Raw genomic sequence first — 23721 nt, 5'->3', positions numbered from 1 at the left:
CTGCTGGCTTCTAAAAGGGCAGTCAAATCGTTGGGTGGATTCTTCAGAATGAGGCGTGAAATGCTCTCGGGTGAAATCAACCGGCACACAGGCGTGTTAACCGACAATTTTCTCTTATAATGCAGGAAAGTGGAAGCAAAATTCTCAGGAACGCCTTGTCATTCAACACAAGATTTTAAAGGTTAATTATGAGAAAATGCGTTGGCACACAATGAGTGTGGCTTTAAAAATGCCACAATTTGATCCGAAAGGGGGTTTGATGGACAGCAACCTGAAATTATCGTTGATCACCACGGTATGCGCTTTGCTTATGATTATTGCTTTCAGCTTCACCGCAGTGATGAACTGATTCATTAAGTGATCCGCCATAAAAAAGGGCGATTCCTGTTGCAGGGATCGCCCTTTTCAATTTTACGCACTGACCGTTACCGCTGATACTCTTCCCTGCATAAACGCTTCGTTAAATGCTATTCAATGGCTGATTAGCGAAACTTCAGACTTAACGAATTGTTTATTATCGGATCGTTTTCGGGGTCATTACCCGACGTGCGCCCACATAGTGATCTTGCCAGTAATCATCGCCGAGAGAGGTGATTTTAATGTCTTCGCCTGTTCTCGGAGACTGAATAAACTTGCCGTTACCCACATAAACACCAACATGGTCTGCTGCGCCGCGGTTATTGATTCTGAAGAATACCAGATCACCGCTTTCAAGTTCGCCGCGTTTGACCGGAGCCGCATCGCGCAGGTGATACATTTCATTCGCTGTGCGTGGCATTTTAATGCGGATCAAATCTTTGTAGGCGTAATAGACTAAGCCGCTGCAATCAAAACCGGTATTCGGTGAGGTTCCGCCCCAGCGATACGGTTTTCCTACCTGATGCATCAGTTTGGTCATGGCCGTTTGCTGGGCATGCTGATAGCGTTTTTTATGTGTTGCACTGAGCGTAATCGGTTTGCTGTCTTCTTCGGACTTTTTACCTTTGCGGTGCCGGCCATAGGCTTCTTTTTTACTGGCCCTTTCCGTGCTGTTTTTCGCGAGTGCACGGGTTTTAGCGTGTTTCTCTGTTCTGCTTTCGGCCCGGGTGGTCTTCAGTGTCTTTTCTTTTTTACTCTCGGCCCGGGTCGTTCTGACACTTTTCTCCGTTGTGGTCTTTCGTTTAACCAGTTCGGTGCTTTTTACTTTCTTCTTCGAATTCTTGTCCTGAGTTTTTTGTTCTGTCACTGGCGTGATTTTAGTTTTTTTACTGGTTTTCGCGGCAGCTGTTTTTCGCTTTCGCCGTTCTTCCGGCGCAGCCTGATTAACATGACTTTTACGTTGATCGGCAGAGACACGAGTCTGCGGCGATGCATGAGCCATATTCAGAAACAGTTGGGTAAAGAGCAGCACAAAAAGCGTGAACAGTAAGCGCATAGCTTCGTTACCATGAGTGGTAGGTTAAACATCAGGGATGTCAGAGTATTGCCTAAAAGGACCCGACAAAAAAGCACGAATTGCCTCGATTCTAGATCATATTGTGAGAAAAAGTTAATAGCTTTTTTTATGTCGAAATAAACGCCATTTTTAGTCAAAAAAATAACCATTTTTCAGGGTGTTAATATTTAAGTTAAAGAATGGGATTTTGCAAATCTGACGTGATTGATGAACGCCAAAAATGTTATTCTCGATGAATGTTTTAATATGTGAGCCTGAGCGCACACAGTAAAAATTGTTAAATAAAATGCCAGTATTGAGAAAGACCCCACAAAAAATGGCGTTTTTATCTGATGGCTGCCATCGTTACAATAGAAAGCATTGTGATTGTGCACCGTCTCTTTGTGCTGCGCGTGAAGAGTAATGATCGTGACAGCCTGTACCGGCTTGAGGAAGCAAGAAATGACCACTCCGACAATTGAAAAGATTCAGAAGCAAGTTTCTGAAAACCCGATTCTGCTGTACATGAAAGGTTCTCCAAAACTGCCAAGCTGCGGTTTCTCCGCTCAGGCTGTTCAGGCGCTTTCCGCCTGTGGCGAGCGTTTTGCTTACGTGGATATTCTGCAGAACCCGGACATCCGTGCTGAAATGCCCAAATTTGCTAACTGGCCAACGTTCCCGCAATTGTGGGTTGACGGTGAACTGGTGGGCGGCTGCGATATCGTGGTTGAGATGTTCCAGCGCGGCGAATTGCAGCAGTTGATCAAAGAAACCGCTGAAAAATACAAATCTTCTGAAGAGTAATACTCCGGAAGAGTGCCGGTTTTTCGTCCGGTAAATAAAAAGAGCGACATGATGTCGCTCTTTTTTTGTCTTCAGCCCGGCGGAAAAGTCGTTACTGCTGATTTTCTTCCGACGCCGTTTCGTCTTCGGCTTCTTCGTCTGAAAGCGCCAGAGGCCAGCCACCCAGGCGTTTCCAGCGGTTTACCAGTTCACAGAACAGTTCGGCTGTCCGTTCGGTGTCATACAACGCAGAATGTGCCTGACTGCTGTCAAAGATGATACCCGCGCTGATACAGGCTTTTGCCAGCACCGTTTGGCCGAGTACCAGCCCGCTTAATGCGGCGGTATCAAACGTGGCAAAAGGGTGGAACGGATTACGTTTTAACCCGGCACGTTCAGCCGCTGCCATCAGGAAGCTGTGATCAAAATTAGCGTTGTGTGCCACGATGATCGCGCGGTTACAGTTCTGCTCTTTCATCCCTTTGCGGATGACTTTGAAAATCTCGTGCAGGGCTTCATATTCACTGACCGCGCCGCGTAGCGGATTGGTCGGATCGATACCGTTAAATGCCAGCGCTTCCGGCACCAGTATTGCGCCTTCAAAAGGCTCGACGTGAAAATGCACGGTCTCATCGCTTTGCAGCCAGCCGTCCTCATCCATCTTCAGTGTTATTGCCGCAATTTCCAGCAGCGCATCGGTTTTGGCATTAAATCCGGCGGTTTCTACGTCGATAACCACGGGATAAAAACCACGAAAACGGCCTCTCAGGGCGTTAATGTCACTATTCTCGGCCATTAGTTTCTTATCTTCATCGAATTCAGCGCGCATTATGACAAATTTTGCCGCGCCTTGCAGGGTTGTGGCAAAAATCGGGCAATAAAAAAGGGCGCGATTGCGCCCCTGTCAGTGTTCGGGGATGATTAATTACCCAGCCCCTGACCTGCATGTCTGGATTCGATCAACTCAATTTTGTAACCGTCCGGATCTTCGACAAACGCAATAATGGTGGACCCGCCTTTGACCGGGCCCGCTTCACGGGTCACTTTCCCGCCTGCGTTACGAATGTCATCACAGGTTTGTGCGACGTTATCAACGCCCAATGCGATATGACCGTAAGCGGTGCCGATGTCGTAGCTGTCGACGCCCCAGTTATAGGTCAGTTCGATCACTGCACCTTCACTTTCTTCGGTGTAACCGACAAAAGCCAAAGAGTATTTATATTCAGTGTTTTCGCTGGTACGCAGCAAACGCATACCTAAAACATCGGTATAGAAGCTGATAGCACGTTGCAGATCGCCAACACGAAGCATGGTGTGGAGTAAACGCATAGGTTCCTCTTTATTTGCAGGATGAGAATTAACGGGTCAAGCCTAACTGATAGCCGCCGTTTTGTCTGTATAACGGCAACTGCTTGTTGAATGACTGACCAAAAAAAACAGCAGAAGTAGGGCATCTTCTGCTGTAAAGAGTGAATTACGCTTTTTTAATGATTACAGGGTCGGATAGTCGGTATAACCCTGAGCACCGCCGCCGTAGAAAGTTTCCGGCTTGGGTTCGTTAAGTGGCGCGTGAGATTTCAGGCGCTCCACCAGGTCAGGGTTCGCAATATAGCTGCGGCCAAATGCCACGGCATCGATATAGCCTTTTTCGATCAGCTCTTCGCCTTTTTCTGCGGTGTAAGCACCGGCCCCGACAATCACGCCCTGATAATGCGCACGGATCACCGCCCTGAACTCTGCGGAATAAGGTTTGCCGCCAGCCCAGTCCGGTTCGGAGATATGCAGGTAAGCGAGTTTGCGTTTGTTCAGCTCGTCGAGCAGATAGATAGCCGCCTGTTCCTGATCTTCGCCATTATCCAGCCCGTTGAAGGGACCCATTGGCGAAATGCGGATACCCACGCGATCGGCGCCGATGGCGTCAATGGTGGCATCGACCACTTCCAGTGTCAGACGGGTACGGTTTTCAATGCTGCCGCCGTATTCATCTTCACGCAAATTAGATGCCGGAGACATGAACTGGTGCAGCAGGTAGCCGTGCGCGGCGTGCAGTTCGATATAATCGAAACCGGCTTCTGCGGAGCAGGCTGCGGCATGACGGAAGTCATTCACGATCCCTGGGATCTCGCTGAGCTCTAACGCGCGCGGCGTCGGGCAATCGACACGAATGGCGTGGCCTTGCTCATCACGCAAGCTGGTGCGGGTGTTTGGATTGACAGCGGAAGGCGCAACCGGTGTCTGATTGTCAGGCTGAACACTGTTATGTGAAATGCGTCCGGTGTGCCACAACTGAACCGCAATGCGTCCGTCTTTCTGATGTACGCCAGCCACAATTTTTTTCCATGCTGCCACTTGTTCCGGCGTGTGCAGGCCCGGCGCACCGGCATACCCTTTCGCCTGGAATGAAACCTGAGTGGCTTCCGTAATGATCAGGCCAGAACTGTGACGCTGTGCATAATATTCACCCATGAGCGGTGTAGGGATGTCCCCCGGTTCGATGCTACGCAGACGGGTGAGAGGTGCCATAAAAACACGGTTAGGCAGCGTGTTTTTACCGACAACAATAGGGGTGAAAAGCTTGGTCATTTCAGTAACTCCGAAGTTAATGGACTGATCGGTAAGACGTTAAAGAAGAGCATTCACGTCAGACGACCTTTTCTTAATGCCACCTTTCTATCGCATCTGACCTGCCCGTGACTACGCGGACGGTGCTTTTTCGCGAAACACAGTCTGATTTCAGGTTTGCATCCATACTTAAGGGGCCGAAAAAAATTGAAAAAGAGCCGGCGGGTGCCGGCTGAGGTGAGGGCAAACATCTGTTTTCTTGGTGAGGGCTCGCGAAACAGTAAGGCCATTTTCCGACAGGTGAAAATGGCTAAAAAGACGGTAGCAGGTCTGTGTTGCAGATATTTGAAGCCCGCAACATAAGATGCAAATCACCTTGCGGGATAGCAGGAAAGCGTCTTGAATAAATGTTCACCGTTATTTGCGGAGGGCGTGTGGCTCAGCAACTCGAATTTTTTGACATCCCCAGTCCATGCCGTGGCATTTGTCAGGCCGATGAACGCGGTTATTGCCGTGGCTGCCTGCGCAGCCGCGAGGAGCGTTTCGGCTGGATGAAAATGACTGACACAGAAAAACGCCATGTGCTGCGGTTGTGCCAGCAACGCCTGATGCGCCAGCAGCGCGCGGGGAAACAACCGGACGAACCCTTGCCGGAGCAACCAGAGTTGTTCTGATTTCACCTGTCGTTTACCGCTGTCGTGACGGCGGTCCGCTTCCTGACAATTCTTGCGCGTCGCATCAATACAGCGCCACAGGCGTTGTGTATTCTGTGGGACGAAAATCGAAAATATAAGGGATTCATAATGGAAGCACGTACCCCGATTTCCCCGCAAGGGCCGGTATTCTCAACGCTGATTTGTGGTTACTGGCGGCTGATGGAATGGAACATGACGCCGCAACAGGTTCTGGCATTCATGGAACAGCACGTTGAGATGGGCATTACGACAGCCGATCATGCAGATATTTATGGCGGCTATCAGTGCGAAGCGGCATTTGGTGAGGCGTTGCGCCTTAAACCTTCGTTGCGCGAAAAAATGCAACTTGTCAGTAAATGCGGCATCGCCACCACGGCAGATCCCGACAACAAAATCGGCCATTACATTACGGATACGCAGTACATCGTAGATCGTGCGGAGAAATCATTGCGCAATCTGAGTACTGACTATCTGGATTTATTGCTGATCCACCGTCCGGATCCGCTGATGGATGCCGATGAAGTTGCTGAGGCATTCACGCAGTTGCATAAGAGCGGCAAAGTCAAACATTTCGGCGTGTCCAACTTTACCCCGGCACAGTTCAGCCTGTTGCAGTCGCGTCTGCCGTTTTCGCTGGTGACCAATCAGGTAGAGATTTCTCCCATCCATCAGCCTGCCATTCTTGACGGGACATTGGATCTTTGCCAGCAACTGCGCATCAAACCGATGGCATGGTCCTGTCTGGGTGGCGGCCGTCTGTTCAGCGATGCACAATTCCAGCCGCTGCGTGAGGAACTTCAGGCTGTCGCGAATGAAATGAGCGCAGACACCATCGAGCAGGTGGTCTACGCCTGGGTCATGCGCCTGCCGTCTCAGCCGCTGCCGATTATCGGCTCGGGTAAAATCGAGCGCGTACAGTCGGCGCTGAAATCATTGTCTCTGGAAATGACGCGTCAGCAATGGTTCCGCATTCGTAAAGCCGCATTAGGATTTGATGTTCCTTAACCGCTTCACGCGGGTTTTGTGGCGCTGACCGCCAGGCCATCTTCTGTCGAGATGGCCTGCTGCAATTGTGAAAGCGAGCAGTATAAGCGCCAGATCACCCCCGCCAGCTCACGTGCCGCAGGTTCCGGATGGTGAGCCAGGGAATTGCTCATCCGCATTAACTCAGTCAGCGTGGCGTCAAGGTTTTCATGGCTGACGCCGCGCTCAGTCATCACCCCTTTCAGGCAGTGAATACACACGTCCCGCACCGCAGACAGCGGATCCGAGCGGGTTTCCCATTCGCGCAACTGCCAGACAATATGGCTGCAATTGAGCAGCACCACGCCCCAGCGCAACAACCAGGTTCGTGAGATGTGATCTTTACTTTGATTGAGCTGATTCATCCGGTGATAAATCAGGGATTCGAACTGGAAATGGCTCAGCGCGGGTTTACGGCTGAGCTGATCCATAAAATCACGACGCAGGGCGCGGATAATGCGACGGCTTTTACGTTTATCAGAACTTGGCCTTAACACCTGAAAGGCAATCCCGGCCAGCATGACACCGGCAATTTTTGCCACGCCGTCATTCATAAATGACTGATAATCGAAGTCCGGTGGATTGGTGACAGCTAAAAACGATCCTATAAACACGATCATCTGCCCCCATAAACCGGCGTAACGTTTGTATTGTAGTTTCATCATCTGCATCGTCACTAACATCGGCAGGAAGAAGGCGCAGAACACCCAGAAGCTGTCAATCTGTACCATCAGCCCGAATTTCAGCAAAAAACAGCCAACAAACAGCAATCCCAGTGATTTTATTAGCAGCGTGACACTACTGATCGGCGAGGCCGTGGAGGAATACAGCACGCAACTGACGGCTGTCAGCGCCACCGCACCGGCACCGGAATCCCACTGCGTTGTCATCCAGAAGGCGCAACCGGTGACAATACACAAAAAAGTCCGCAGCCCGTTATATGCGGCTTCGAGGGTATCGGTGTGCTGGGCAAGATGGCTGATTTTCGGTGGCCGGAGAGTTTCGGCTTCGGCTTCGTTGGCATTTTCTACCCGCTGTAACCACCGATCACTGCGAAGATACAGCCAGCAAAAATCACGTAAACGTAACCAGAAAGCCTGATGACGGAAATCAGCCGTATCAAGGGGCTGAATATGCAGCAGAATTCGGGACAGCTTGTATTTATCCGTATCCGGCTTACGAAGTTCGTCAAGCAAAACAGCCAGTACCTCCTGCAAATTTTCAGGGGGATGAGGCCAGTTCAGCAGCATCCGGCGCAGGCTGGAAATGTAGCTGGTCATGCGTAATTGCTGATGCAGCAGATAATTCACAACATTATTTTGGCGGCGCAGGCGGTAATGGCTCCAGAATGCCTGAATACGCAGAAGATTCATGGTCAGGATCTGGCCGATCACCCCTTCGTGCGACGTTCTGATCTGATCTGAGATTTCTGTCCGCCACAACAATTGCGCATGTTCCAGCAACTGGGTGTGCATTTTGCGCAGCGAGGTGAGCAGAGCGTCGCCGTCGGAAGTGCTGGGCAACACCATCATCATAAAACCCCCGCACAAAATACCGGTGATGACCTCGCCGACACGCGCCTGTGCGATATCAAAAATTTGTGTCGGATCGGTGACGTCTACGGTGGAGAACGCGATGATGGCTGCCGTGTAACCCGCCAGCGCAAACGCATAAGAGACGTTGTTCTGATAATGATTGGAGACGTAGGTACAAATCCCCAGCCATGCGGCAATGGCAAACGTGAAGAGCCAGGGTTCATTCAGACAATGCCCGGCAATAAACACCGCGCCCATGGCACCCAGCAGACTGCCAATGATCCGCCCGATACTTTTACTGATAACGCCACCGACGGTGGGGAAACTCACCACTGCCGCCGAGGTCAGGGCCCAGTAAGGCTCGTCCATCTGAAATTCAAAAGCGATATAAAGTGCAAGTATCATTGCGATGGAATTACGCAGGGCATAGCGCCATTGTCCCCACGTGGCTTTTCCCCACGGCGTATTTTTCCATTCGAGCCAGGAAAGATTCACTGCACGGCCTTAATGGCGAATCGAAATGGTGCAGGTGGTCCCGGCGACCAGCACTGCATGTTCCGGCACGTTCTCAAGCTTAATACGTACCGGTACGCGCTGTGCCAGCCGTACCCACGGCACGTTCGGTTTCACATTCATCAGCAAATCTTCCGGCGTATCGAGGCTCTGATCATAAATAGCCCGGCCAATACTTTCGACCCGGCCCTGCAACGGAGTATTGCCGTTAAATAGCGTGATATCCGCCATGCTGCCTTCGCGAATATTTTTGAGTTTTGTTTCTTCAAAATACCCAAGAATATAGAAAGAATGAATATCCACCAGCCCGACCAGCGGTGTCCCTGCAGTGGCATAGTTTCCGCGGCGGGTTTGCAGATTGGTGATATAACCATCAGCTGGCGCAACAATAGTGGTTTTGCTCAGATTCCATTTGGCCTGTTCTAATGACGCCTGTGCAGCCTGATAGGCTGCCTGCATGGCTTTGGCATTGATATTGGCTTCATCAAGCGATTCGGCGGAAATAATATTAGCGCCAAGCCCCCGTCGTCGGTGGGCTTCGTGATTGGCTTTGGCTAAATCAGCGGCGGCTTTAGCTACCGCAGCGTCGGCATTATCGACAGCGATTTTAAAAGGCACCGGATCCAGACTGAATAACGGATATCCGCTTTTAACAAACTGGTTATCATGGATATTTATTTCAATAATGCGCCCGGAAACTTCCGGCGTGATATTGACAATTTCGGCGCGTACTTTGCCGTCACGCGTCCAGGGCGATTGCATATAATAATTCCACATCCACCAGCCTGCACAAATTGCGACCGCAAAAACCAGCACGGTAGAGAAATATTTTAGCGTCTTAAATTTCATTTCAGAGGTTCACCATAAGCATCAGTGCGGCACAAATAGAGATCACAAAAAGAGATAAATCCATCAGGGTGGGATGCCAGACTTCACCGGAATAAATCCAATCACGCAGCACGCGGTGTATCAAAAGCCAGAATACTAACCCCAGTAAAAAAGCTTTGAACATCGGGGGGAAATAAAGTGAGGCACCCAGGACCAGATCCTGTAGCGGGAAGCCTGAGTGAAACATTTGCGCATTCACAATATTAATCTCTGCCGGTGATTGTGTTATAAACAAGCTTACCTTTGGAAGCAGAGGCCGCGCTTCCGGATGCAATCGTACCTACTATTATATATAGAATTGTAATTTCTCGATTAATGTTCCTAAAACTAAGCTAAACTCTGGGGAGTTATCTTAGCATGCTAATTATAAGGAGGGGATAATTGGAATCGAATCTGGGGTCAGATCTAGCACGATTAGTTCGTGCCTGGCGTGCGTTGATTGACGATCGGTTAAAACCGTTGGAACTCACGCAAACACATTGGGTAACACTGCATAATATCAATATGTTACCTCCGGAGCAGTCTCAAATTCAGCTGGCGAAAGCCATCGGGATTGAGCAACCGTCTCTGGTTCGTACGCTCGATCAACTGGAAGAAAAGAAGCTGATCACCCGTCAGACGTGTGCGAGCGATCGCCGCGCCAAGCGGATCAAGCTGACTGAAGAAGCCGCGCCGATCATTAATGAAATGGAATCCGTTATTGATTCCACGCGTAAAGAGATTTTGTCCGGCATGTCTTCTTCGGAAATCGAACTCCTGGGCGGGATGTTGTCCCGGCTGGAAAAAAATATTGCTTCCCTGCAAAGCAAATCATAAGAACCGACTTTATATTGCGTCACACAGCGTTGCATTTGTCCGGACAGAAAAGAATTACCCATAAAAAAACCGAAGCCACTGGCTTCGGTTTTTTACGTTGAGGCAGGGGAAATCAGGCGCCAGGAGAGACAGTAATGGTGCTGCCGCTGCTGGCCATGCTGACACGCTGACCGACGCTGAATTTGGTTGCACCGGCTTTCTGAACCACCTGAATGGTCGAACCGTCATCACGACGAATCTGCAGTTCTACACCGTTTGAACGGTTAAGCGAACTTTGCACACCCTGACCGGCAACGCCACCTGCGACTGCACCTGCAGCGGTTGCCAGACTACGACCAGTGCCACCACCGACGGTATTCCCCAGGAAACCACCCAATACTGCACCACCCAGTGCGCCGACGATGTTTGCATCATCACCACCCTGGATTTGTACTGCACGGGTAGACACAATGGTCCCGTAGGTCACTTGCTGAATTTGCTTCGCCTGGGATGCGGAGTAGACATCGCCGGACAGAGAGTTATCGCTCACGCAGCCAGCAAGGGAAACGCCGGCAAGGGCGACGACAAGTAAACGCTTAATCATAAATAGCTCCTTTATTATGCTGCTGCACACGTTTCAGAGTAGCGGCAACAACAGAGAAAAAACAGTAAACAAGTTCAACATCAGTGTCGAAGGTGTCATATACCATATTTGTTTCACTTTCACCTAGTATACAGAAGGCCTGTTCAACTAATAATAAACGCAGGTTTACGTTTTAGACAGCGAATGGCTCAATCAAAAATACCGACATGAAATGTTGTAATTGCTGGTTTTTAGTACACCGGTATTTTCAGTGATAAAAAACGTAACAAGAAAAACACGAAGTCATCACACGATGTAATAAAAATTCAGTAACTCATGGCGTTGCCCTTCAAATACCGATTACTCTGTAGTGATTACTTTTTCTGACCTTTTTCCTGGAGAGTTAAGGATGTTATCTATGAAGTCAGGTCGCTATATCGGTGTGATGTCCGGCACCAGTCTCGACGGTGTCGACGTCGTGCTGGCTGCAATAGATGAGCATAGGGTCGCGCAGCAAGCCAGCTATTCACATCCTATTCCTCTAGCTTTGAAAAACGCGATCCTCGGCATGTGCCAGGGGCAACCGGTCACACTCGAACAGGTCGGGACGCTCGATACTCAGTTGGGTATTTTGTTTGGTGAGGCCGTTTTGGGCTTGCTGAAAAGTGCCAATATCTCGCCTGACGAAGTGACCGCCATTGGTTGCCACGGGCAAACTGTCTGGCATCAGCCGAAAGGCGACACGACGTTTTCGATGCAACTGGGGGATAATAACCGCATTGCGGCCATGACCGGCATTACCACCGTGGGCGATTTTCGTCGCCGGGATATGGCGTGGGGCGGTCAGGGCGCGCCTCTGGTGCCTGCTTTCCATCAGGCATTGCTGGCTGATCCCGCCGAACGTCGCATGATCCTTAATATCGGCGGCATCGCGAATCTTTCGATGCTGTTGCCGGGCCAGCCGGTGCGGGGTTACGACACCGGTCCGGGAAATATGCTGATGGATGCGTGGATCTGGCGTCATCTCGCACAGCCGTATGATAAAGGCGCTGAATGGGCAAATCAGGGGCGGGTGAACTTACGTTTGCTCCAGCAGATGTTGTCGGATCCTTACTTTGCCGAACCGGCACCGAAAAGTACCGGGCGCGAATATTTCAATATGGGGTGGCTGGAAAAGCAACTGGCGCGTGCTTCGGACATCTCCCCGTCGGATGTGCAGGCGACGCTGGCTGAACTGACTGCGGTAAGCATTGCCGAGCAGGTGCAACTGACCGGCGGCTGCGACCGGCTGATGGTGTGTGGCGGCGGGGCGCGCAACCCGTTACTGATGGCGAGGCTCTCCGCGATGCTGCCGGGCACGGAAGTTTGCACCACGGATGCCTGCGGTATCAGCGGTGATGACATGGAAGCACTGGCGTTTGCCTGGCTGGCATTCCGCACGCTATCCGGTCAGCCTGGCAATTTGCCGTCGGTCACAGGCGCAAGTCGTGAAACGCTGCTCGGCGCGATTTATCCGGTCGTTTCAATCCGTCCCTGATGCGTTCTCGGTTTTATCTCAATGTGCTACGCCTGCGGGCGTGGTAAATAAAAGAGATCATTAAAGACCATCAGGGAGTACCGAATGAAGAAGGCGATTATCGCTACGTTAGCAGGATTAACACTGGCAGGATGCAGCCAGTTCAGCCACCAGACCGAAAGTCCGACAGAAGAATTGCACTACCAGTGCGGTACCTTACCGTTGACAGTCACGCTGGATAAACCGGCGCAGCAGGTCAATATGGTTCTCGATGGTGAACAGCTGAAACTGAAACAGGTTGAGGCTGCTTCCGGCACGCAATACAGCGATGGCCGTTACACGTTCTGGTCTAAAGGTAATCAGGCTTTTGTGCAGCGCGGTGAGAATGTGATTATCGACGACTGCGTCCAAAAATAAACCTACCCTTCCTGCTTCGCGTTGCCGTTGCGCTGGCTGCGCTTGCTCACCCCGCGTCAGGAACATTGAGATCCTGACGCGGCGGGTGCACAATGCGTTTACCTTCCTTAGATACGCAACTGAATCCATATGTCTGATAACAAAGAGTTTGATATTGCGGACTCGCGCCGCGAATACACCCGTGGCGGGCTGCGTCGTGCTGATTTAACCCCTGAGCCACTGCCTTTGTTTGAACACTGGCTGAAACAGGCCTGTGATGCCCGTCTGGCTGACCCGACGGCGATGGTGGTGGCGACGGTTGATGAGCGCGGACAACCTTTCCAGCGCATTGTGCTGCTCAAGCATTATGACGAAAAGGGACTGGTGTTTTATACCAATCTGGGCAGCCGCAAGGCGCAGCAACTGGCAAACAACGCACGCATCAGTCTTTTGTTCCCATGGCACATGCTGGACCGGCAGGTGATTGTACTCGGTCAGGCCGAACGTCTGTCGACGCTGGAAGTGATGAAATACTTCACCAGTCGCCCGAAAGACAGCCAGATCGGCGCGTGGGTTTCCCAGCAGTCCAGCCGTATTTCGGCGCGCGGCGTACTCGAAAGCAAATTCCTCGAACTGAAACAGAAATTCAGCAATGGTGAAGTGCCGCTGCCAAGTTTCTGGGGCGGTTTTCGTGTCAAAGTGGATTCGATGGAGTTCTGGCAGGGCGGCGAACATCGTCTGCACGATCGGTTCATTTACCAGCGTGACGAAGCAGAGACAGAAACTGGCTGGAAAATAGACCGCCTCGCACCCTGACCACGAAAAAACACGCGATTTCCTAGCGCTCGGACGACGAGCGCTTTATTCTATGTCGTTCCCCCGTAAAGGTGAGAGAAAAGGCACATGCGCGGCATGATGTCAGACATAAATCTGCACACATTCAGTACCTATTTCTGAGTATAAACAAACGGAGTCTTTGATGGCGAGCAGCAACCTGATTAAACAATTGCAAGAGCGGGGCCTCATTGCCCAGGTAACGGATGAAGAAGCGTTAGCAGAGCGACTGGCGCAAGGGCCAATTGCACTCTATTGCGGTTTCGATCCTACCGCAGATAGCTTGCATTTGGGACATCTGGTGCCTTTGCTTTGTCTGAAACGCTTCCAGCTGAACGGGCACAAGCCTGTCGCTCTGGTGGGCGGCGCAACCGGTCTGATCGGTGACCCGAGCTTTAAAGCGACGGAGCGTAAACTGAATACCAATGAAACCGTGAATGAATGGGTTGAGAAAATCCGCCAGCAGGTTTCGCCGTTCCTGGATTTCAGCTGTGGTGAAAACAGCGCTATCACCGCCAATAACTACGACTGGTTCGGCGGCATGAACGTGCTGACTTTCCTGCGTGATATCGGTAAACACTTCTCTGTTAACCAGATGATCAACAAAGAAGCGGTTAAACAGCGTCTGAACCGCGATGACAGCGGTATCTCCTTCACTGAATTCTCTTACAACCTGTTGCAGGGTTACGATTTTGCCTCCCTCTACGATCTGCACAAAGTTGAGCTGCAAATCGGCGGTTCTGACCAGTGGGGTAACATCACCTCCGGTATCGACCTGACCCGCCGTCTGCACCAGAAACAAGTGTTCGGCCTGACTGTTCCGTTGATCACCAAATCTGACGGCACGAAATTCGGTAAAACCGAAGGTGGCGCAGTCTGGCTGGATCCGAAGAAAACCAGCCCGTACAAATTCTACCAGTTCTGGATCAATACTGCGGATGCTGACGTTTACCGTTTCCTGAAGTTCTTCACCTTCATGAGCATTGAAGATATCAATGCGCTGGAAGAAGAAGATAAAACCAGCGGTAAAGCGCCACGCGCCCAATATGTCCTGGCCGAAGAAGTGACCGGTATGGTTCATGGCGCAGAAGGTCTGGCGGCCGCAAAACGTATTACGCAGAGCCTGTTCTCTGGCTCCCTGAGCGAAATGACCGAAGTCGATTTCGGCCAGCTGGCGCAGGATGGCCTGGAGCTGTTTGAAGTGCCACATGACACAGATCTGCAACAGGCGCTGGTTATCGCCGGTATGGCACCGTCGAAAGGCCAGGCACGCACCATGATTTCTTCTAACGCGGTTTCTGTAAACGGCGAAAAACAGACGGATACAGAATACAGCTTCGCTGACAGTGACCGTTTGTTTGGTCGTTATACCTTGCTGCGTCGCGGTAAAAAGAACTACACCCTGTTGCTGTGGGCATAAGTTTTAGGCCGGTAGAACGGGGGACTGCAAGGTCTCCCGTTTTTGTTCCCTGATATCAGTAATCCCGCCATCTCCCCCGATGACGTTGCAATCGGAAATTCTTCATGAAAAGCATTCTTTCTATCCAGTCACACACGGTTTTTGGACACGCGGGTAACAGCGCGGCGGAATTCCCTATGCGTCGTATGGGCGCAAACGTTTGGCCACTGAATACTGTTCAGTTTTCCAATCATACGCAGTACGGCCACTGGACCGGCTGCGTTATGCCTGCTGCACATCTGACTGACATCGCGCAGGGCATTGCGGAAATTGACCGTCTGAAGGATTGTGATGCGGTGCTGAGTGGCTATATCGGTTCGCCGGAGCAGGGGCAAAGCATTCTGGAGATTGTCCGTCGGGTGAAAGCGGCGAATCCGGATGCCTGGTATTTCTGCGATCCGGTCATGGGACATCCTGAAAAAGGCTGTATCGTGGCGCCGGGCGTTGCCGAATTCCATTGCAACCAGGCACTGGTTAACTGCGACATTATCGCGCCGAACCTGCTGGAGCTTGAATTGCTGAGCGGTCACGCGGTGGCCAGTGTTGAAGAAGCCGTCGCCACTGCGCGGGAACTGATCAGCAAAGGTCCGAAAATTGTGCTGGTGAAACACCTGAGCCGCGCAGGCTATCACAGTGACCGCTTTGAAATGCTGCTGGTCACTGCGGATGAAGCGTGGCACATCGATCGTCCGCTGGTTGATTTTGGTGTCCGTCAGCCGGTTGGTGTAGGCGATCTGACCAGCGGGTTATTGCTGGTGAATCTGCTCAAAGGCGAAGCGCTGGATAACGCGCTGGAGCACGTAACAGCCGCTGTCTATGAAGTCATGCTGGCGACGCATGCAATGGGTGAATATGAACTGCAAATCGTGGCGGCACAGGACAAAATGGTCAAACCTGAGCATCACTTCGCGGCAGTAAAACTGTAATCACGGACTGAAAACCCATTACCTGAATAAACAAAAACGCCCCGTGCTGCAGCCGCCGGGGCGTTTTTTCGCGTTCATATCAAGAAAGTAATTATTTCAGGCCTTCAGCTGACAGCGCAGCATCAACGGCCGGACGTGCGGCCACGCGGTCGAGATAGGCGTTCAGTTCCGTCAGCGCAGTCAGGTCAAACTTCAGCGCCTTCGCCCAACCCATTACCGTGAACAGATAGGCATCCGCGACGCTGAAACGGGCACCCAGCAGGAAGTGATTGCCTTTCAGAGACTCATTCACGTAAGCAAATTTCTTGCTCAGTGCTTCACGGGTCAGCGCCTTAAACTCTTCCGGTGCTTTTGGATTGAACAACGGCGAGAAACCTTTGTGCAGCTCAGTCGCAATGTAGTTCAGCCATTCCAGTGCGTGATAACGGGCTGGTGTTCCCTGCTCCGGCATCAGCTGGCGGTCAGGTTTCTGGTCAGCCAGATACTGCACGATAGCCACGCCTTCGGTCAGAATACTGCCATCATTGAGCAACAGCGTGGGGATCTGCCCCTTTGGATTGACTGCGAGGAAGTCATCACCGGTTTCGGTTTTCTTAGTCGCCAGATCAACCTTCTCAATGCTGAAATCCAGACCCGCTTCACGCAGAACGATATGAGGGGAAAGGGAACAGGCACCGGCTTTATAATACAGTTTCATAAACACTCCATTGGATGAGCAACCCGCCTGACACCATGGTTTCACAGGGCCGCGACAGCGCTATATAAAAACTACTTCTATCCTAGAACTGGCGGGAGTAAAAGTCAGTGTTTTAATTGTGACAGTGCGTCCGGTTGCTCATATTCTGATGAAATGTGCGCCCTTAGCGCGAGTGCTGATTCAGAAAGTCCCGCACCGCCAGTTCAACGCTTTCCGGCGCAGGCAGCATGGGAGCGCGCAGCTCGTTATCCATTAACCCGTCCAGTGATAATGCGTACTTAATGGCTGCCGGATTCGGGGCAGAGAACATCAGCCGGATCATGGGCAGCAAACCAAAGAAAGTTTTACGCGCGGCCACGATATCCTGCGCTTTGAACTGTTTAATCAGCTGCACAAACTCTTCGGGAAAAATATGTGACGACGCGGCAATCGCCCCTTTACCGCCAAGGCTCAGGGTTGAAAATATCTGCACGTCTTCGCCACACAACACGTCAAGTTCTTCGTCAGCAATCAGCGACAGCGTCAGATCTATGCTGCCGCCGCAATCTTTGACGGCGGTAATACGCGGGTGTTTAGCCAGCTGGCGGAATGTGTCCAGTTCCATCTGTACGCCGGTACGATAAGGAATGTTGTAAAGCACAATCGGTACTGTGGCGTGATCTGCAATTTCTGTAAACCAGGCGACCAGTGCGGCCTGAGAAGGGCGGATGTAGTAGGGCGCGGGGATCAGCAAACCGGCAACCGGACGGCGTAAAATCGCCTCCTGCATTTCGCGGATAACCGGCATATGCGTGCCTGACAGCCCCATGATCACCTGATGACCCGGCACCACTTCCAGCACAGCATCCAGAACCTGCAGTTGTTCTTCTTTGGTGAGCATAGGGGCTTCACCGGTCGTACCACAGACCACGACGCCGTCAACGCCCCGTTTGAGCAGCCGGGTGCACAATGCTTTCAGTGCAGTAAAGTCGATCTCACCTTCATGAAAAGGCGTGACCAGCGGGACCCAGATACCTGAAAACGATGACATGATGTAGTTCCTTAAACGGCGTGATTTATCAGCCTCGGATCATGTCAGTAAAACAGGGACGAGCGCCAATTGAATGAATTAATAAGGTGTTTTGAGTTATCTATGGTGCTTATAAATAGCTGATTTATGTACTGGCTAACATATTCATTTCATTGCTCAGTAACGTTTTTAACACTTCTACCGGCACGGGGCGCGAGAACAGATAGCCCTGAAGGTGCGAGCAACCTGCTGATACTAAAAAGGATTTTTGCAGCTGATTTTCGACACCTTCTGCAATGACGTTAAGATGCATTTTATTGCCAAGCTGAGACACGGCAGAAACAATAGCGGCGGTATCATTCACTTCTGTGACGTATTGCACAAATGAACGGTCAATTTTCACGCTGTCTACCGAGATATCTTTCAGCAAACTGAGACTGGAATAACCGGTACCAAAATCATCCAGCGAAATTTTCACCCCAACCTGCCGTAATTTAGCGAGATGGCTGAGGCTGGTCTCGTTGGCGTTCATCACGGAGGTTTCGGTCAGTTCAAGTTCAAGTCGCGGAGGCGGGAAATTTTCCTCCGCCAAAACCGCCAGAATACGCGGTCCGAAATCCGGCTCACCGAGCTGAACGGCAGAAACGTTGATCGCCAGATTGAGCCGTTCAAAATTCCTGATATCGCGACACGCCTGACGCAGAACAATTTCGCCGAGCTGAATAACCAGCCCGGTCTCTTCGGCCAGGGCAATAAACTGCACCGGCGAAACCTGTCCGAGCACGCCATGGTTCCAGCGCGCCAGTGCTTCAACGCAAACGACCTTTTCATCGTGGCTGCGTAAAATAGGCTGATAAACGCAGGTCAGGTCGCCTTCTCTGGCCAGCGATTCCGCCAGCGCTTTCACCATAATGCGTTTACTGACACTGCTGGCATCGAGCAATTCAGAATAAAACGAGAACATATTTTTGCCACGCTGCTTGGCTTCCAGCAGCGCCGTATTCCCGCGGCGCATGATCTCGCCGGCGGTAATATTCTCTGCGCCAAACATCACGATGCCGAATGAAATCGTCATCATCGGATTGGCCCGCGTCAGCGTAAACGGCTGTCGCATCATCACCAGTATTTCCAGCGCCAGATTATTGGCCATTTCACTGGTCGGATTATTGCGCAGGATAATCGAAAACTCATCGCCGCCGATGCGCGAAACCGTTCCGCTGTTGCCGACTTCATTACGCAGGCGCTGGCCGAATTCGCAGAGAATGGCATCGCCCGCCTGATAGCCATATGTGTCGTTGATGTAATTGAAATCATTGAGATTCAACAAGAAGAGGGCGCAGGGCTCGGGGCGATACATGCGCTGGGCGGCAATCTGGCTAAGTTCTTCACTCAATGCCGTCCGGTTTGGCAGGCCGGTTAATACGTCATGACGGGCAAGGTAGCGGATCTGCGCTTCTGAACTGCGCAAAAGTGAAATATCCATAATGGAGGTCAGAATGAAATGCCGTGCCTCCAGTGTGACGCGGGATTTACGCACCAGCACATTGCGTCGCTTACCTGACGGGTCAACCAGCGTTTCTTCGTTGACCGTTTTCTCGCCGGTTTCCAGAACTTCGATATCGCGTTCACGCTGCCGGGCAGCTTGTTCAGGATCCGTGAAAAAAGAAACATCCTGACCAATTAATTCTTCCCGCGCACGCCCATAAAATTCGCTGGCTTTCTGATTAAGAAATACCAGTTTACGCTCATTATCTTTAAGGACTGTCGCTTCGGGAAGAGCATCAAGAACTGCCTGGCATATCGCAATATCTGTAAGCATGAGTTAAATACCCCGAGCAGAAAATGAGTGTGATGTGGCACAGTTTGTTAGCCTGTAAACTCATCAGATTGTTTTTTGCAATTATTACTCACAATGGGATGAGAATATTACCGTTGTTTTTAAATTTTAAAATTCAATTGGTTATCACGCCCTAAGTAAGGTATTCGATATATTGTTCGGGTGAATAACGATCAACTCAGTGAAATGCGGTTTTTACCGGCGAATTGGCTGCAATACGAAGCATTATCTGTCTGGATTAATCAGTGTGAGACTGAATACTGATTGGGCATCACCGGATGCCATACCGATATTGATCGTCATCGGAATATTATGCTGCGAATTCATGGCTAACCGGAGCCTGAGAGAAGCAGGCGTGTACACCGCTGTCGGATACGGTCCCGGGAAAATTCGCTGAATAAGACTGTGGTAAAAAATTGGTGAAAGAGTGTAGAAGGCACGCGAACGGTTATTGTGACTGATTATCCCTGCAGGACAGAAACACTTTTATCATATTTAGGAATTTCTTTATAAACGGTAAGGCTGCGGCAGAAGCTCAGGTTGAAATGAAGCATCAGAGGTGCTTTTTAGTTCCAAATTTTTCATCCCATTCGCGCCGGTAACTGCGGGATTGTTTACGGCCTTTCAGCCAGAGGAAGGTACATACCGCACAGACGCACGCTGAGAAAATAATGTTACGCATATCCTGATCATAAAAAATAACCAGCACACAGTCGAGAGCCGCCACAATCGCGAACCACTTATGCATGTGCGACTGTCTGCGGGTTTCTGCATTCATTCTTTTAAGCTGACGTCCCTCATCCAGGACCTTTCTTTTTATTACCATCGCGCGCTCCCGGAGTGAGTTGAGTCAATACTCTGACTGAGATTTTATTAAGGATAGCAAACCGGAAAAAGGGGTTTTCATTCGCAATATTACCTGATCCTGAAATTATTATCGCGAACAACCTGCCCGCTCAATTCGCCGAATAACGCAGTTTACTTTCTGATTTTAAAGTCTTTTAAAGGTGATGACCTGACAAAAAAATAAATTGTTTTGGTTAAAAAGTATTACCAATTGCTGCTGAGCATTGATTTATCAGGGCGCGGTGGATTATCGTTTAGGAATTATCTTAATTTTCGGTGAGAAAATGGGCGATTCATCATCACGAAAGATCGTTGATAGTGCGAACATTTATCAGGATTTCGACACCCGTTTTTACGAATGGGAGGACGGAATGTCCAGCGCAGGTTTCAAACTTGAACTGCCTGATCGCAACAGGGAAGAATTTGACTGGGGCGTCACCGGCTACAACTTTGGTCGCGTGATTGGCGGTGTGCTGACCGTCAGTGAGCATGATATCAATCGCCAGTACGGCAACCTGTTTTCGATGCCTGATCATATTGTCATTTTCATTGTGATCATCGGAGGGATGGATTGTCAGTGTTTCGGCGAACGGTTCATGCTGAGCCAGGGGGATATCCTGATCCAGGATATGTCACAGCCGATTAAAATCCATGTCTATCCGGGGGAACTGAAACCGCGTCTCGGTTCTTATCAGTACATTATTATGCCCAAGCACAGCTTGCATTTTAATGTCGATATCGCTTCGTTACACGGGAAGCGCATTCCGGCAGCCTCACCGGTGAACATTATCCTGCGCAATCATTTTGCGACGATGGTGCAGGTGTTTGATCAGATGACCGAACAGGAAGTGCTGAGCACTGGCGAGGGGGCAGCGTCGGTCTTCCTGCAAACTCTGCATCTGGTGGCGGGGAAAAAGGTGGAACATCCGTTTGAGCAAAGTGCACGTCTTGAGCGCATTTGCCTGTATATCGAAAAGCATCTCGGCAGACCGATCAGTATTGATATTCTGTGCAAAGATTTTGCTATTTCGCGTTCAGGGTTATATCGCCTGTTTGAACCGCTTGGCGGCATCGCGCAGTTCATCCGCAGCCGGCGTTTACTGCTGGCGAAGCGCCTCCTGCGGACCTCTTCGATGTCGGATCAAAGTCTGGCTGCCATTGCGAGGCAGTGTGGCCTGGAGCCCGGCGCTTTACGTCGCTATTTTCAGGCGTTCTATGGCGCAACGCCTTCAGAGATGCGGGAGAAATTCCGCCTTGATGCTGAGCAATCGGGGCAGGCGGATGCCACTCATGTCAATTGGGTGACCTCCCTTTAATGGATTGATTTACCCCTAATCGTTCAGAAATTGTTAAATATTTACGCATTTCATGATCTGTCACTATTCTGATTTTTGCCCCTGCGGGGCGGAATCAGAGCCGTTTTCCCGGCCAAACACAGTAGACTTGATGGAACAGCCATCGGTAATCATTGAGAGTGCATTATGTTAGTCCCTCAACCGGCAGTTGATGAACAGGCTCGTCTTGCCATACTGGCTTCACTGGGCATCCTGAACTCCCCCAGAATTGAGGAGATCGACCGCATTACCCGGATGGCCGCCCGGCAGTTTCAGGCCAGAGCGGTTGTTGTTTCATTGATTGACGCTGACCGGCAGTGGTTCCTTTCTCACACCGGCGTTGACATCAATCAGTCTCCCCGTGATACCTCCTTTTGCGGTCATACTATTCTTGAACCCGGTCCGCTGATTGTCAGGGATGCCCGCCTTGATTTGCGCTTTCACGATAATCCGCTGGTCACTGGTGACCCTCACATTGTGTTTTATGCGGGTTGCGCCCTGCATTCAAAAGAGGGGGTGGCACTTGGCGCGTTATGCCTGATTGATGACCGTCCGAGAGACTGGTGTGATGAAGATCAGCAGACTTTGCTGGATATGACGGCGCTGGTACAAAGTTATATTTTTCACCTTGAAAACCGGCAGTACACGGCGCGGGTAGAAGATAATCTGGCGAAAAGTGAAGCTTTGTTTGAACAGACATTTGCGCACGCTGCTGTCGGGTTCTCCTTAGTCGGACTCGACTGGCGCTGGCTGCGCATCAATCCCCAGGTATGCAATATGCTGGGGTATGCCGAATATCAGCTGCGCGACTGCCTGCTGCATGACGTGACCCATTCTGATGATCTTTATGCCGAAAACGTGCTGGTTCCCCGTTTGCTCTCCGGTGAAATAAAAAGTTTCAGTGTAGAAAAACTCTTACAGCGCGCGAACGGCAGCACGCTGTGGGTGACTTTGACGGCCTCACTCGTGCGCAATGTGGCCGGTGAAGCCCATCACTACATTGTGGTCATCAGCGATATTACCGAGCGTAAACATATCGAACAGGCGCTGTATTCACTGCAGGGGGATCTGGAACGCCGTGTGGCCGACCGGACGCATGAGTTACAGGTGACGATGGATCAGCTCCATCAGGAAATCGCCCGGCGCCTGACCCGTGAACGGGAACTGACCGAAAGCAAAAAACGTCTCAGGGACATTACCGATAACATTCCCGCGCTGATTTGTCATGTTGATGCGAATGAGCAATACACTTTCGTGAATCATTTTCACGCCAACTGGTATGGCGTCGAAGAGACTGAGGTCAGCGGGAAGCAGGTCAGAGAGGTGGTAGGGGACGACGGTTATCAGAAGATTAAACCCTACATTCGTCAGGCGTTGCAGGGAATGACGGTAAGTTACGAAATTGAATTGCCGGATCACTCCCGCCACGGCAAAGGCGGCATATTGCATACCACGTTGATCCCCTGCGACGATATCCGCAATGGGTATTACGGCCTTTCGACCGATATCAGTGAAATTAAAGCGTTACAGGCCCGGCTGGAATTTGAAGCAAATCACGACTCACTGACCGGATTACCGAACCGGCGCGCATTTCAGCAGTCACTGATTTATGCCGCCAGGCAACAAGAAAAAGCAGATAAAGACATCGCATTACTCTTTCTGGATATTGATAATTTTAAAGCGTACAACGACACCTACGGACATGAATTTGGCGATTTAATTCTGAAATTTTTTGGTCATACCTTACGCGATAATCTGCGTTCACAAGATATTGTGGCACGCCTGGCGGGAGATGAGTTTACGGTTTTGCTGAGCCAGCTGATGAATACTGAAAGTGACGTCAGCCGCATTTGCATCAGCCTGATGAGTGCATTGCATTCAATCGAGCGTATCGCAGGTGTCCCGGTGGCGCTGTCTGCCAGCATCGGCGTGGCGATAGGCCGCGCACGCCAGCCTTTACTTCCGGATACGCTGATGGCACGGGCCGATGCCGCTATGTACCGCGCGAAACAAAGTGGAAAAGGCCGGTACCATTTAGGGTAAAAATGCCTGTACAGGTCAGAAAGAGCGTAAACG

General features: G+C 50.8%; 25 protein-coding genes. 13 read left to right on the top strand and 12 right to left on the bottom strand.

All coding sequences use genetic code 11. The features are described 5' to 3' along the window. Positions 1-196 precede the first annotated feature (196 nt). Positions 197-349 (top strand): cytochrome bd-I oxidase subunit CydH, encoded by a 153-nt coding sequence (gene cydH, locus RAHAQ2_RS26225; protein ID WP_148267130.1) that lies wholly within the window; start codon positions 197-199, stop codon positions 347-349. Between the two features lie 165 nt (positions 350-514). Here the strand turns inward: cydH and RAHAQ2_RS13590 are convergent, their stop codons facing one another. Then, entirely contained in the window at positions 515-1414 is a 900-nt protein-coding gene (locus RAHAQ2_RS13590) for a C40 family peptidase (protein ID WP_015697794.1), read from the bottom strand. Between the two features lie 353 nt (positions 1415-1767). Here RAHAQ2_RS13590 and RAHAQ2_RS26130 point away from each other — a divergent pair, with 353 nt between their 5' ends. Next, a complete protein-coding gene (locus RAHAQ2_RS26130) occupies positions 1768-1896 on the top strand; it encodes a hypothetical protein (protein ID WP_269430008.1) in 129 nt (42 codons plus the stop codon). Further along, entirely contained in the window at positions 1877-2218 is a 342-nt protein-coding gene (locus RAHAQ2_RS13585) for a Grx4 family monothiol glutaredoxin (RefSeq protein WP_015697793.1), read from the top strand. The genes RAHAQ2_RS26130 and RAHAQ2_RS13585 overlap by 20 nt, the downstream gene beginning before the upstream one ends. A gap of 91 nt (positions 2219-2309) precedes the next feature. Here RAHAQ2_RS13585 and rnt read toward each other — a convergent pair whose 3' ends face one another. The 3 genes from rnt to nemA form a co-directional block, all read right to left on the bottom strand. Continuing rightward, a complete protein-coding gene (gene rnt / locus RAHAQ2_RS13580; RefSeq protein WP_015697792.1) occupies positions 2310-3026 on the bottom strand; it encodes a ribonuclease T in 717 nt (238 codons plus the stop codon). Positions 3027-3118: 92 nt separating this feature from the next. Next, complete coding sequence (gene gloA, locus RAHAQ2_RS13575) at positions 3119-3526, bottom strand: lactoylglutathione lyase (protein WP_015697791.1); 408 nt, start codon at positions 3524-3526, stop codon at positions 3119-3121. A gap of 162 nt (positions 3527-3688) precedes the next feature. Then, entirely contained in the window at positions 3689-4780 is a 1092-nt protein-coding gene (nemA, locus tag RAHAQ2_RS13570; protein ID WP_015697790.1) for an alkene reductase, read from the bottom strand. Positions 4781-5193: 413 nt separating this feature from the next. On the opposite strand from nemA, the gene RAHAQ2_RS13565 reads away from it, so the two are divergent. Then, a complete protein-coding gene (locus tag RAHAQ2_RS13565) occupies positions 5194-5433 on the top strand; it encodes a DUF1289 domain-containing protein (RefSeq protein WP_015697789.1) in 240 nt (79 codons plus the stop codon). Positions 5434-5562: 129 nt separating this feature from the next. Beyond that, on the top strand, positions 5563-6459 hold the full coding sequence (locus tag RAHAQ2_RS13560) for an aldo/keto reductase (RefSeq protein ID WP_015697788.1): 897 nt from the start codon (positions 5563-5565) through the stop codon (positions 6457-6459). 5 nt (positions 6460-6464) lie between these two features. Here RAHAQ2_RS13560 and RAHAQ2_RS13555 read toward each other — a convergent pair whose 3' ends face one another. From RAHAQ2_RS13555 to RAHAQ2_RS13545, 3 genes are read right to left on the bottom strand one after another with little or no spacing between them, the layout of a single operon-like run. Then, positions 6465-8507: an FUSC family protein gene (locus RAHAQ2_RS13555; protein ID WP_015697787.1), complete on the bottom strand. Its 2043-nt coding sequence runs from the start codon at positions 8505-8507 to the stop codon at positions 6465-6467. Between the two features lie 9 nt (positions 8508-8516). After that, positions 8517-9374, bottom strand: coding sequence for an efflux RND transporter periplasmic adaptor subunit (locus RAHAQ2_RS13550; protein ID WP_015697786.1), 858 nt, complete (start codon positions 9372-9374; stop codon positions 8517-8519). A gap of 1 nt (position 9375) precedes the next feature. Beyond that, positions 9376-9600 (bottom strand): DUF1656 domain-containing protein, encoded by a 225-nt coding sequence (locus tag RAHAQ2_RS13545; RefSeq protein WP_037039858.1) that lies wholly within the window; start codon positions 9598-9600, stop codon positions 9376-9378. A gap of 194 nt (positions 9601-9794) precedes the next feature. Here RAHAQ2_RS13545 and slyA point away from each other — a divergent pair, with 194 nt between their 5' ends. Beyond that, positions 9795-10229, top strand: coding sequence for a transcriptional regulator SlyA (gene slyA, locus RAHAQ2_RS13540; protein WP_015697784.1), 435 nt, complete (start codon positions 9795-9797; stop codon positions 10227-10229). A 112-nt stretch (positions 10230-10341) separates the two neighbouring features. Here slyA and RAHAQ2_RS13535 read toward each other — a convergent pair whose 3' ends face one another. Next, positions 10342-10812 carry an outer membrane lipoprotein gene (locus RAHAQ2_RS13535; protein WP_015697783.1) on the bottom strand — a complete coding sequence of 157 codons (471 nt, stop codon included), beginning with the start codon at positions 10810-10812 and terminating at the stop codon, positions 10342-10344. 397 nt (positions 10813-11209) lie between these two features. Between RAHAQ2_RS13535 and anmK the strand changes: the two genes are divergently transcribed. The 5 genes from anmK (at position 11210) to pdxY (ending at position 15922) form a co-directional block, all read left to right on the top strand. Next, positions 11210-12328 (top strand): anhydro-N-acetylmuramic acid kinase, encoded by a 1119-nt coding sequence (gene anmK / locus RAHAQ2_RS13530; RefSeq protein WP_015697782.1) that lies wholly within the window; start codon positions 11210-11212, stop codon positions 12326-12328. An 84-nt stretch (positions 12329-12412) separates the two neighbouring features. Continuing rightward, positions 12413-12724 (top strand): MliC family protein, encoded by a 312-nt coding sequence (locus RAHAQ2_RS13525; RefSeq protein WP_015697781.1) that lies wholly within the window; start codon positions 12413-12415, stop codon positions 12722-12724. 129 nt (positions 12725-12853) lie between these two features. Next, the gene (pdxH, locus tag RAHAQ2_RS13520) at positions 12854-13519 is read left to right on the top strand and encodes a pyridoxamine 5'-phosphate oxidase (RefSeq protein ID WP_015697780.1); all 666 of its coding nucleotides are present in this window, start codon (positions 12854-12856) and stop codon (positions 13517-13519) included. 163 nt (positions 13520-13682) lie between these two features. After that, entirely contained in the window at positions 13683-14957 is a 1275-nt protein-coding gene (tyrS, locus tag RAHAQ2_RS13515; protein WP_015697779.1) for a tyrosine--tRNA ligase, read from the top strand. Between the two features lie 104 nt (positions 14958-15061). After that, positions 15062-15922, top strand: coding sequence for a pyridoxal kinase PdxY (gene pdxY, locus RAHAQ2_RS13510; RefSeq protein WP_015697778.1), 861 nt, complete (start codon positions 15062-15064; stop codon positions 15920-15922). Positions 15923-16013: 91 nt separating this feature from the next. Here the strand turns inward: pdxY and gstA are convergent, their stop codons facing one another. The 4 genes from gstA to RAHAQ2_RS13490 form a co-directional block, all read right to left on the bottom strand. Then, complete coding sequence (gene gstA, locus RAHAQ2_RS13505; protein WP_015697777.1) at positions 16014-16619, bottom strand: glutathione transferase GstA; 606 nt, start codon at positions 16617-16619, stop codon at positions 16014-16016. A gap of 163 nt (positions 16620-16782) precedes the next feature. Next, positions 16783-17649 carry a 4-hydroxy-tetrahydrodipicolinate synthase gene (dapA, locus tag RAHAQ2_RS13500; RefSeq protein ID WP_015697776.1) on the bottom strand — a complete coding sequence of 289 codons (867 nt, stop codon included), beginning with the start codon at positions 17647-17649 and terminating at the stop codon, positions 16783-16785. A 124-nt stretch (positions 17650-17773) separates the two neighbouring features. Beyond that, on the bottom strand, positions 17774-19447 hold the full coding sequence (locus tag RAHAQ2_RS13495; RefSeq protein ID WP_015697775.1) for a putative bifunctional diguanylate cyclase/phosphodiesterase: 1674 nt from the start codon (positions 19445-19447) through the stop codon (positions 17774-17776). Between the two features lie 571 nt (positions 19448-20018). Next, complete coding sequence (locus RAHAQ2_RS13490; protein ID WP_015697774.1) at positions 20019-20291, bottom strand: hypothetical protein; 273 nt, start codon at positions 20289-20291, stop codon at positions 20019-20021. Between the two features lie 304 nt (positions 20292-20595). Between RAHAQ2_RS13490 and RAHAQ2_RS13485 the strand changes: the two genes are divergently transcribed. Further along, on the top strand, positions 20596-21627 hold the full coding sequence (locus tag RAHAQ2_RS13485) for a helix-turn-helix domain-containing protein (protein ID WP_037039856.1): 1032 nt from the start codon (positions 20596-20598) through the stop codon (positions 21625-21627). A 165-nt stretch (positions 21628-21792) separates the two neighbouring features. Next, positions 21793-23688 carry a diguanylate cyclase domain-containing protein gene (locus RAHAQ2_RS13480; RefSeq protein ID WP_015697772.1) on the top strand — a complete coding sequence of 632 codons (1896 nt, stop codon included), beginning with the start codon at positions 21793-21795 and terminating at the stop codon, positions 23686-23688. The last annotated feature ends 33 nt before the right edge of the window (positions 23689-23721 follow it).

The sequence above is a fragment of the Rahnella aquatilis CIP 78.65 = ATCC 33071 genome (assembly GCF_000241955.1).
Lineage (GTDB): Bacteria > Pseudomonadota > Gammaproteobacteria > Enterobacterales > Enterobacteriaceae > Rahnella > Rahnella aquatilis.
This window is presented reverse-complemented; position numbering and strand designations above follow the sequence as displayed.

Bases quoted from the DNA above. Each gene is read 5' to 3' on its own strand.
- anmK (WP_015697782.1), top strand. From the start codon at position 11,210: ATGAAGTCAGGTCGCTATATCGGTGTGATGTCCGGCACCAGTCTCGAC.
- RAHAQ2_RS13585 (WP_015697793.1), top strand. From the start codon at position 1,877: ATGACCACTCCGACAATTGAAAAGATTCAGAAGCAAGTTTCTGAAAAC.
- RAHAQ2_RS13550 (WP_015697786.1), bottom strand. From the start codon at position 9,374: ATGAAATTTAAGACGCTAAAATATTTCTCTACCGTGCTGGTTTTTGCG.
- RAHAQ2_RS13590 (WP_015697794.1), bottom strand. From the start codon at position 1,414: ATGCGCTTACTGTTCACGCTTTTTGTGCTGCTCTTTACCCAACTGTTT.
- cydH (WP_148267130.1), top strand. From the start codon at position 197: ATGCGTTGGCACACAATGAGTGTGGCTTTAAAAATGCCACAATTTGAT.
- pdxH (WP_015697780.1), top strand. From the start codon at position 12,854: ATGTCTGATAACAAAGAGTTTGATATTGCGGACTCGCGCCGCGAATAC.
- RAHAQ2_RS13545 (WP_037039858.1), bottom strand. From the start codon at position 9,600: ATGTTTCACTCAGGCTTCCCGCTACAGGATCTGGTCCTGGGTGCCTCA.
- RAHAQ2_RS26130 (WP_269430008.1), top strand. From the start codon at position 1,768: ATGGCTGCCATCGTTACAATAGAAAGCATTGTGATTGTGCACCGTCTC.
- RAHAQ2_RS13485 (WP_037039856.1), top strand. From the start codon at position 20,596: ATGGGCGATTCATCATCACGAAAGATCGTTGATAGTGCGAACATTTAT.
- RAHAQ2_RS13535 (WP_015697783.1), bottom strand. From the start codon at position 10,812: ATGATTAAGCGTTTACTTGTCGTCGCCCTTGCCGGCGTTTCCCTTGCT.
- gstA (WP_015697777.1), bottom strand. From the start codon at position 16,619: ATGAAACTGTATTATAAAGCCGGTGCCTGTTCCCTTTCCCCTCATATC.
- rnt (WP_015697792.1), bottom strand. From the start codon at position 3,026: ATGCGCGCTGAATTCGATGAAGATAAGAAACTAATGGCCGAGAATAGT.
- RAHAQ2_RS13560 (WP_015697788.1), top strand. From the start codon at position 5,563: ATGGAAGCACGTACCCCGATTTCCCCGCAAGGGCCGGTATTCTCAACG.
- RAHAQ2_RS13525 (WP_015697781.1), top strand. From the start codon at position 12,413: ATGAAGAAGGCGATTATCGCTACGTTAGCAGGATTAACACTGGCAGGA.
- RAHAQ2_RS13490 (WP_015697774.1), bottom strand. From the start codon at position 20,291: ATGGTAATAAAAAGAAAGGTCCTGGATGAGGGACGTCAGCTTAAAAGA.
- nemA (WP_015697790.1), bottom strand. From the start codon at position 4,780: ATGACCAAGCTTTTCACCCCTATTGTTGTCGGTAAAAACACGCTGCCT.
- dapA (WP_015697776.1), bottom strand. From the start codon at position 17,649: ATGTCATCGTTTTCAGGTATCTGGGTCCCGCTGGTCACGCCTTTTCAT.
- RAHAQ2_RS13480 (WP_015697772.1), top strand. From the start codon at position 21,793: ATGTTAGTCCCTCAACCGGCAGTTGATGAACAGGCTCGTCTTGCCATA.
- pdxY (WP_015697778.1), top strand. From the start codon at position 15,062: ATGAAAAGCATTCTTTCTATCCAGTCACACACGGTTTTTGGACACGCG.
- RAHAQ2_RS13495 (WP_015697775.1), bottom strand. From the start codon at position 19,447: ATGCTTACAGATATTGCGATATGCCAGGCAGTTCTTGATGCTCTTCCC.
- tyrS (WP_015697779.1), top strand. From the start codon at position 13,683: ATGGCGAGCAGCAACCTGATTAAACAATTGCAAGAGCGGGGCCTCATT.
- gloA (WP_015697791.1), bottom strand. From the start codon at position 3,526: ATGCGTTTACTCCACACCATGCTTCGTGTTGGCGATCTGCAACGTGCT.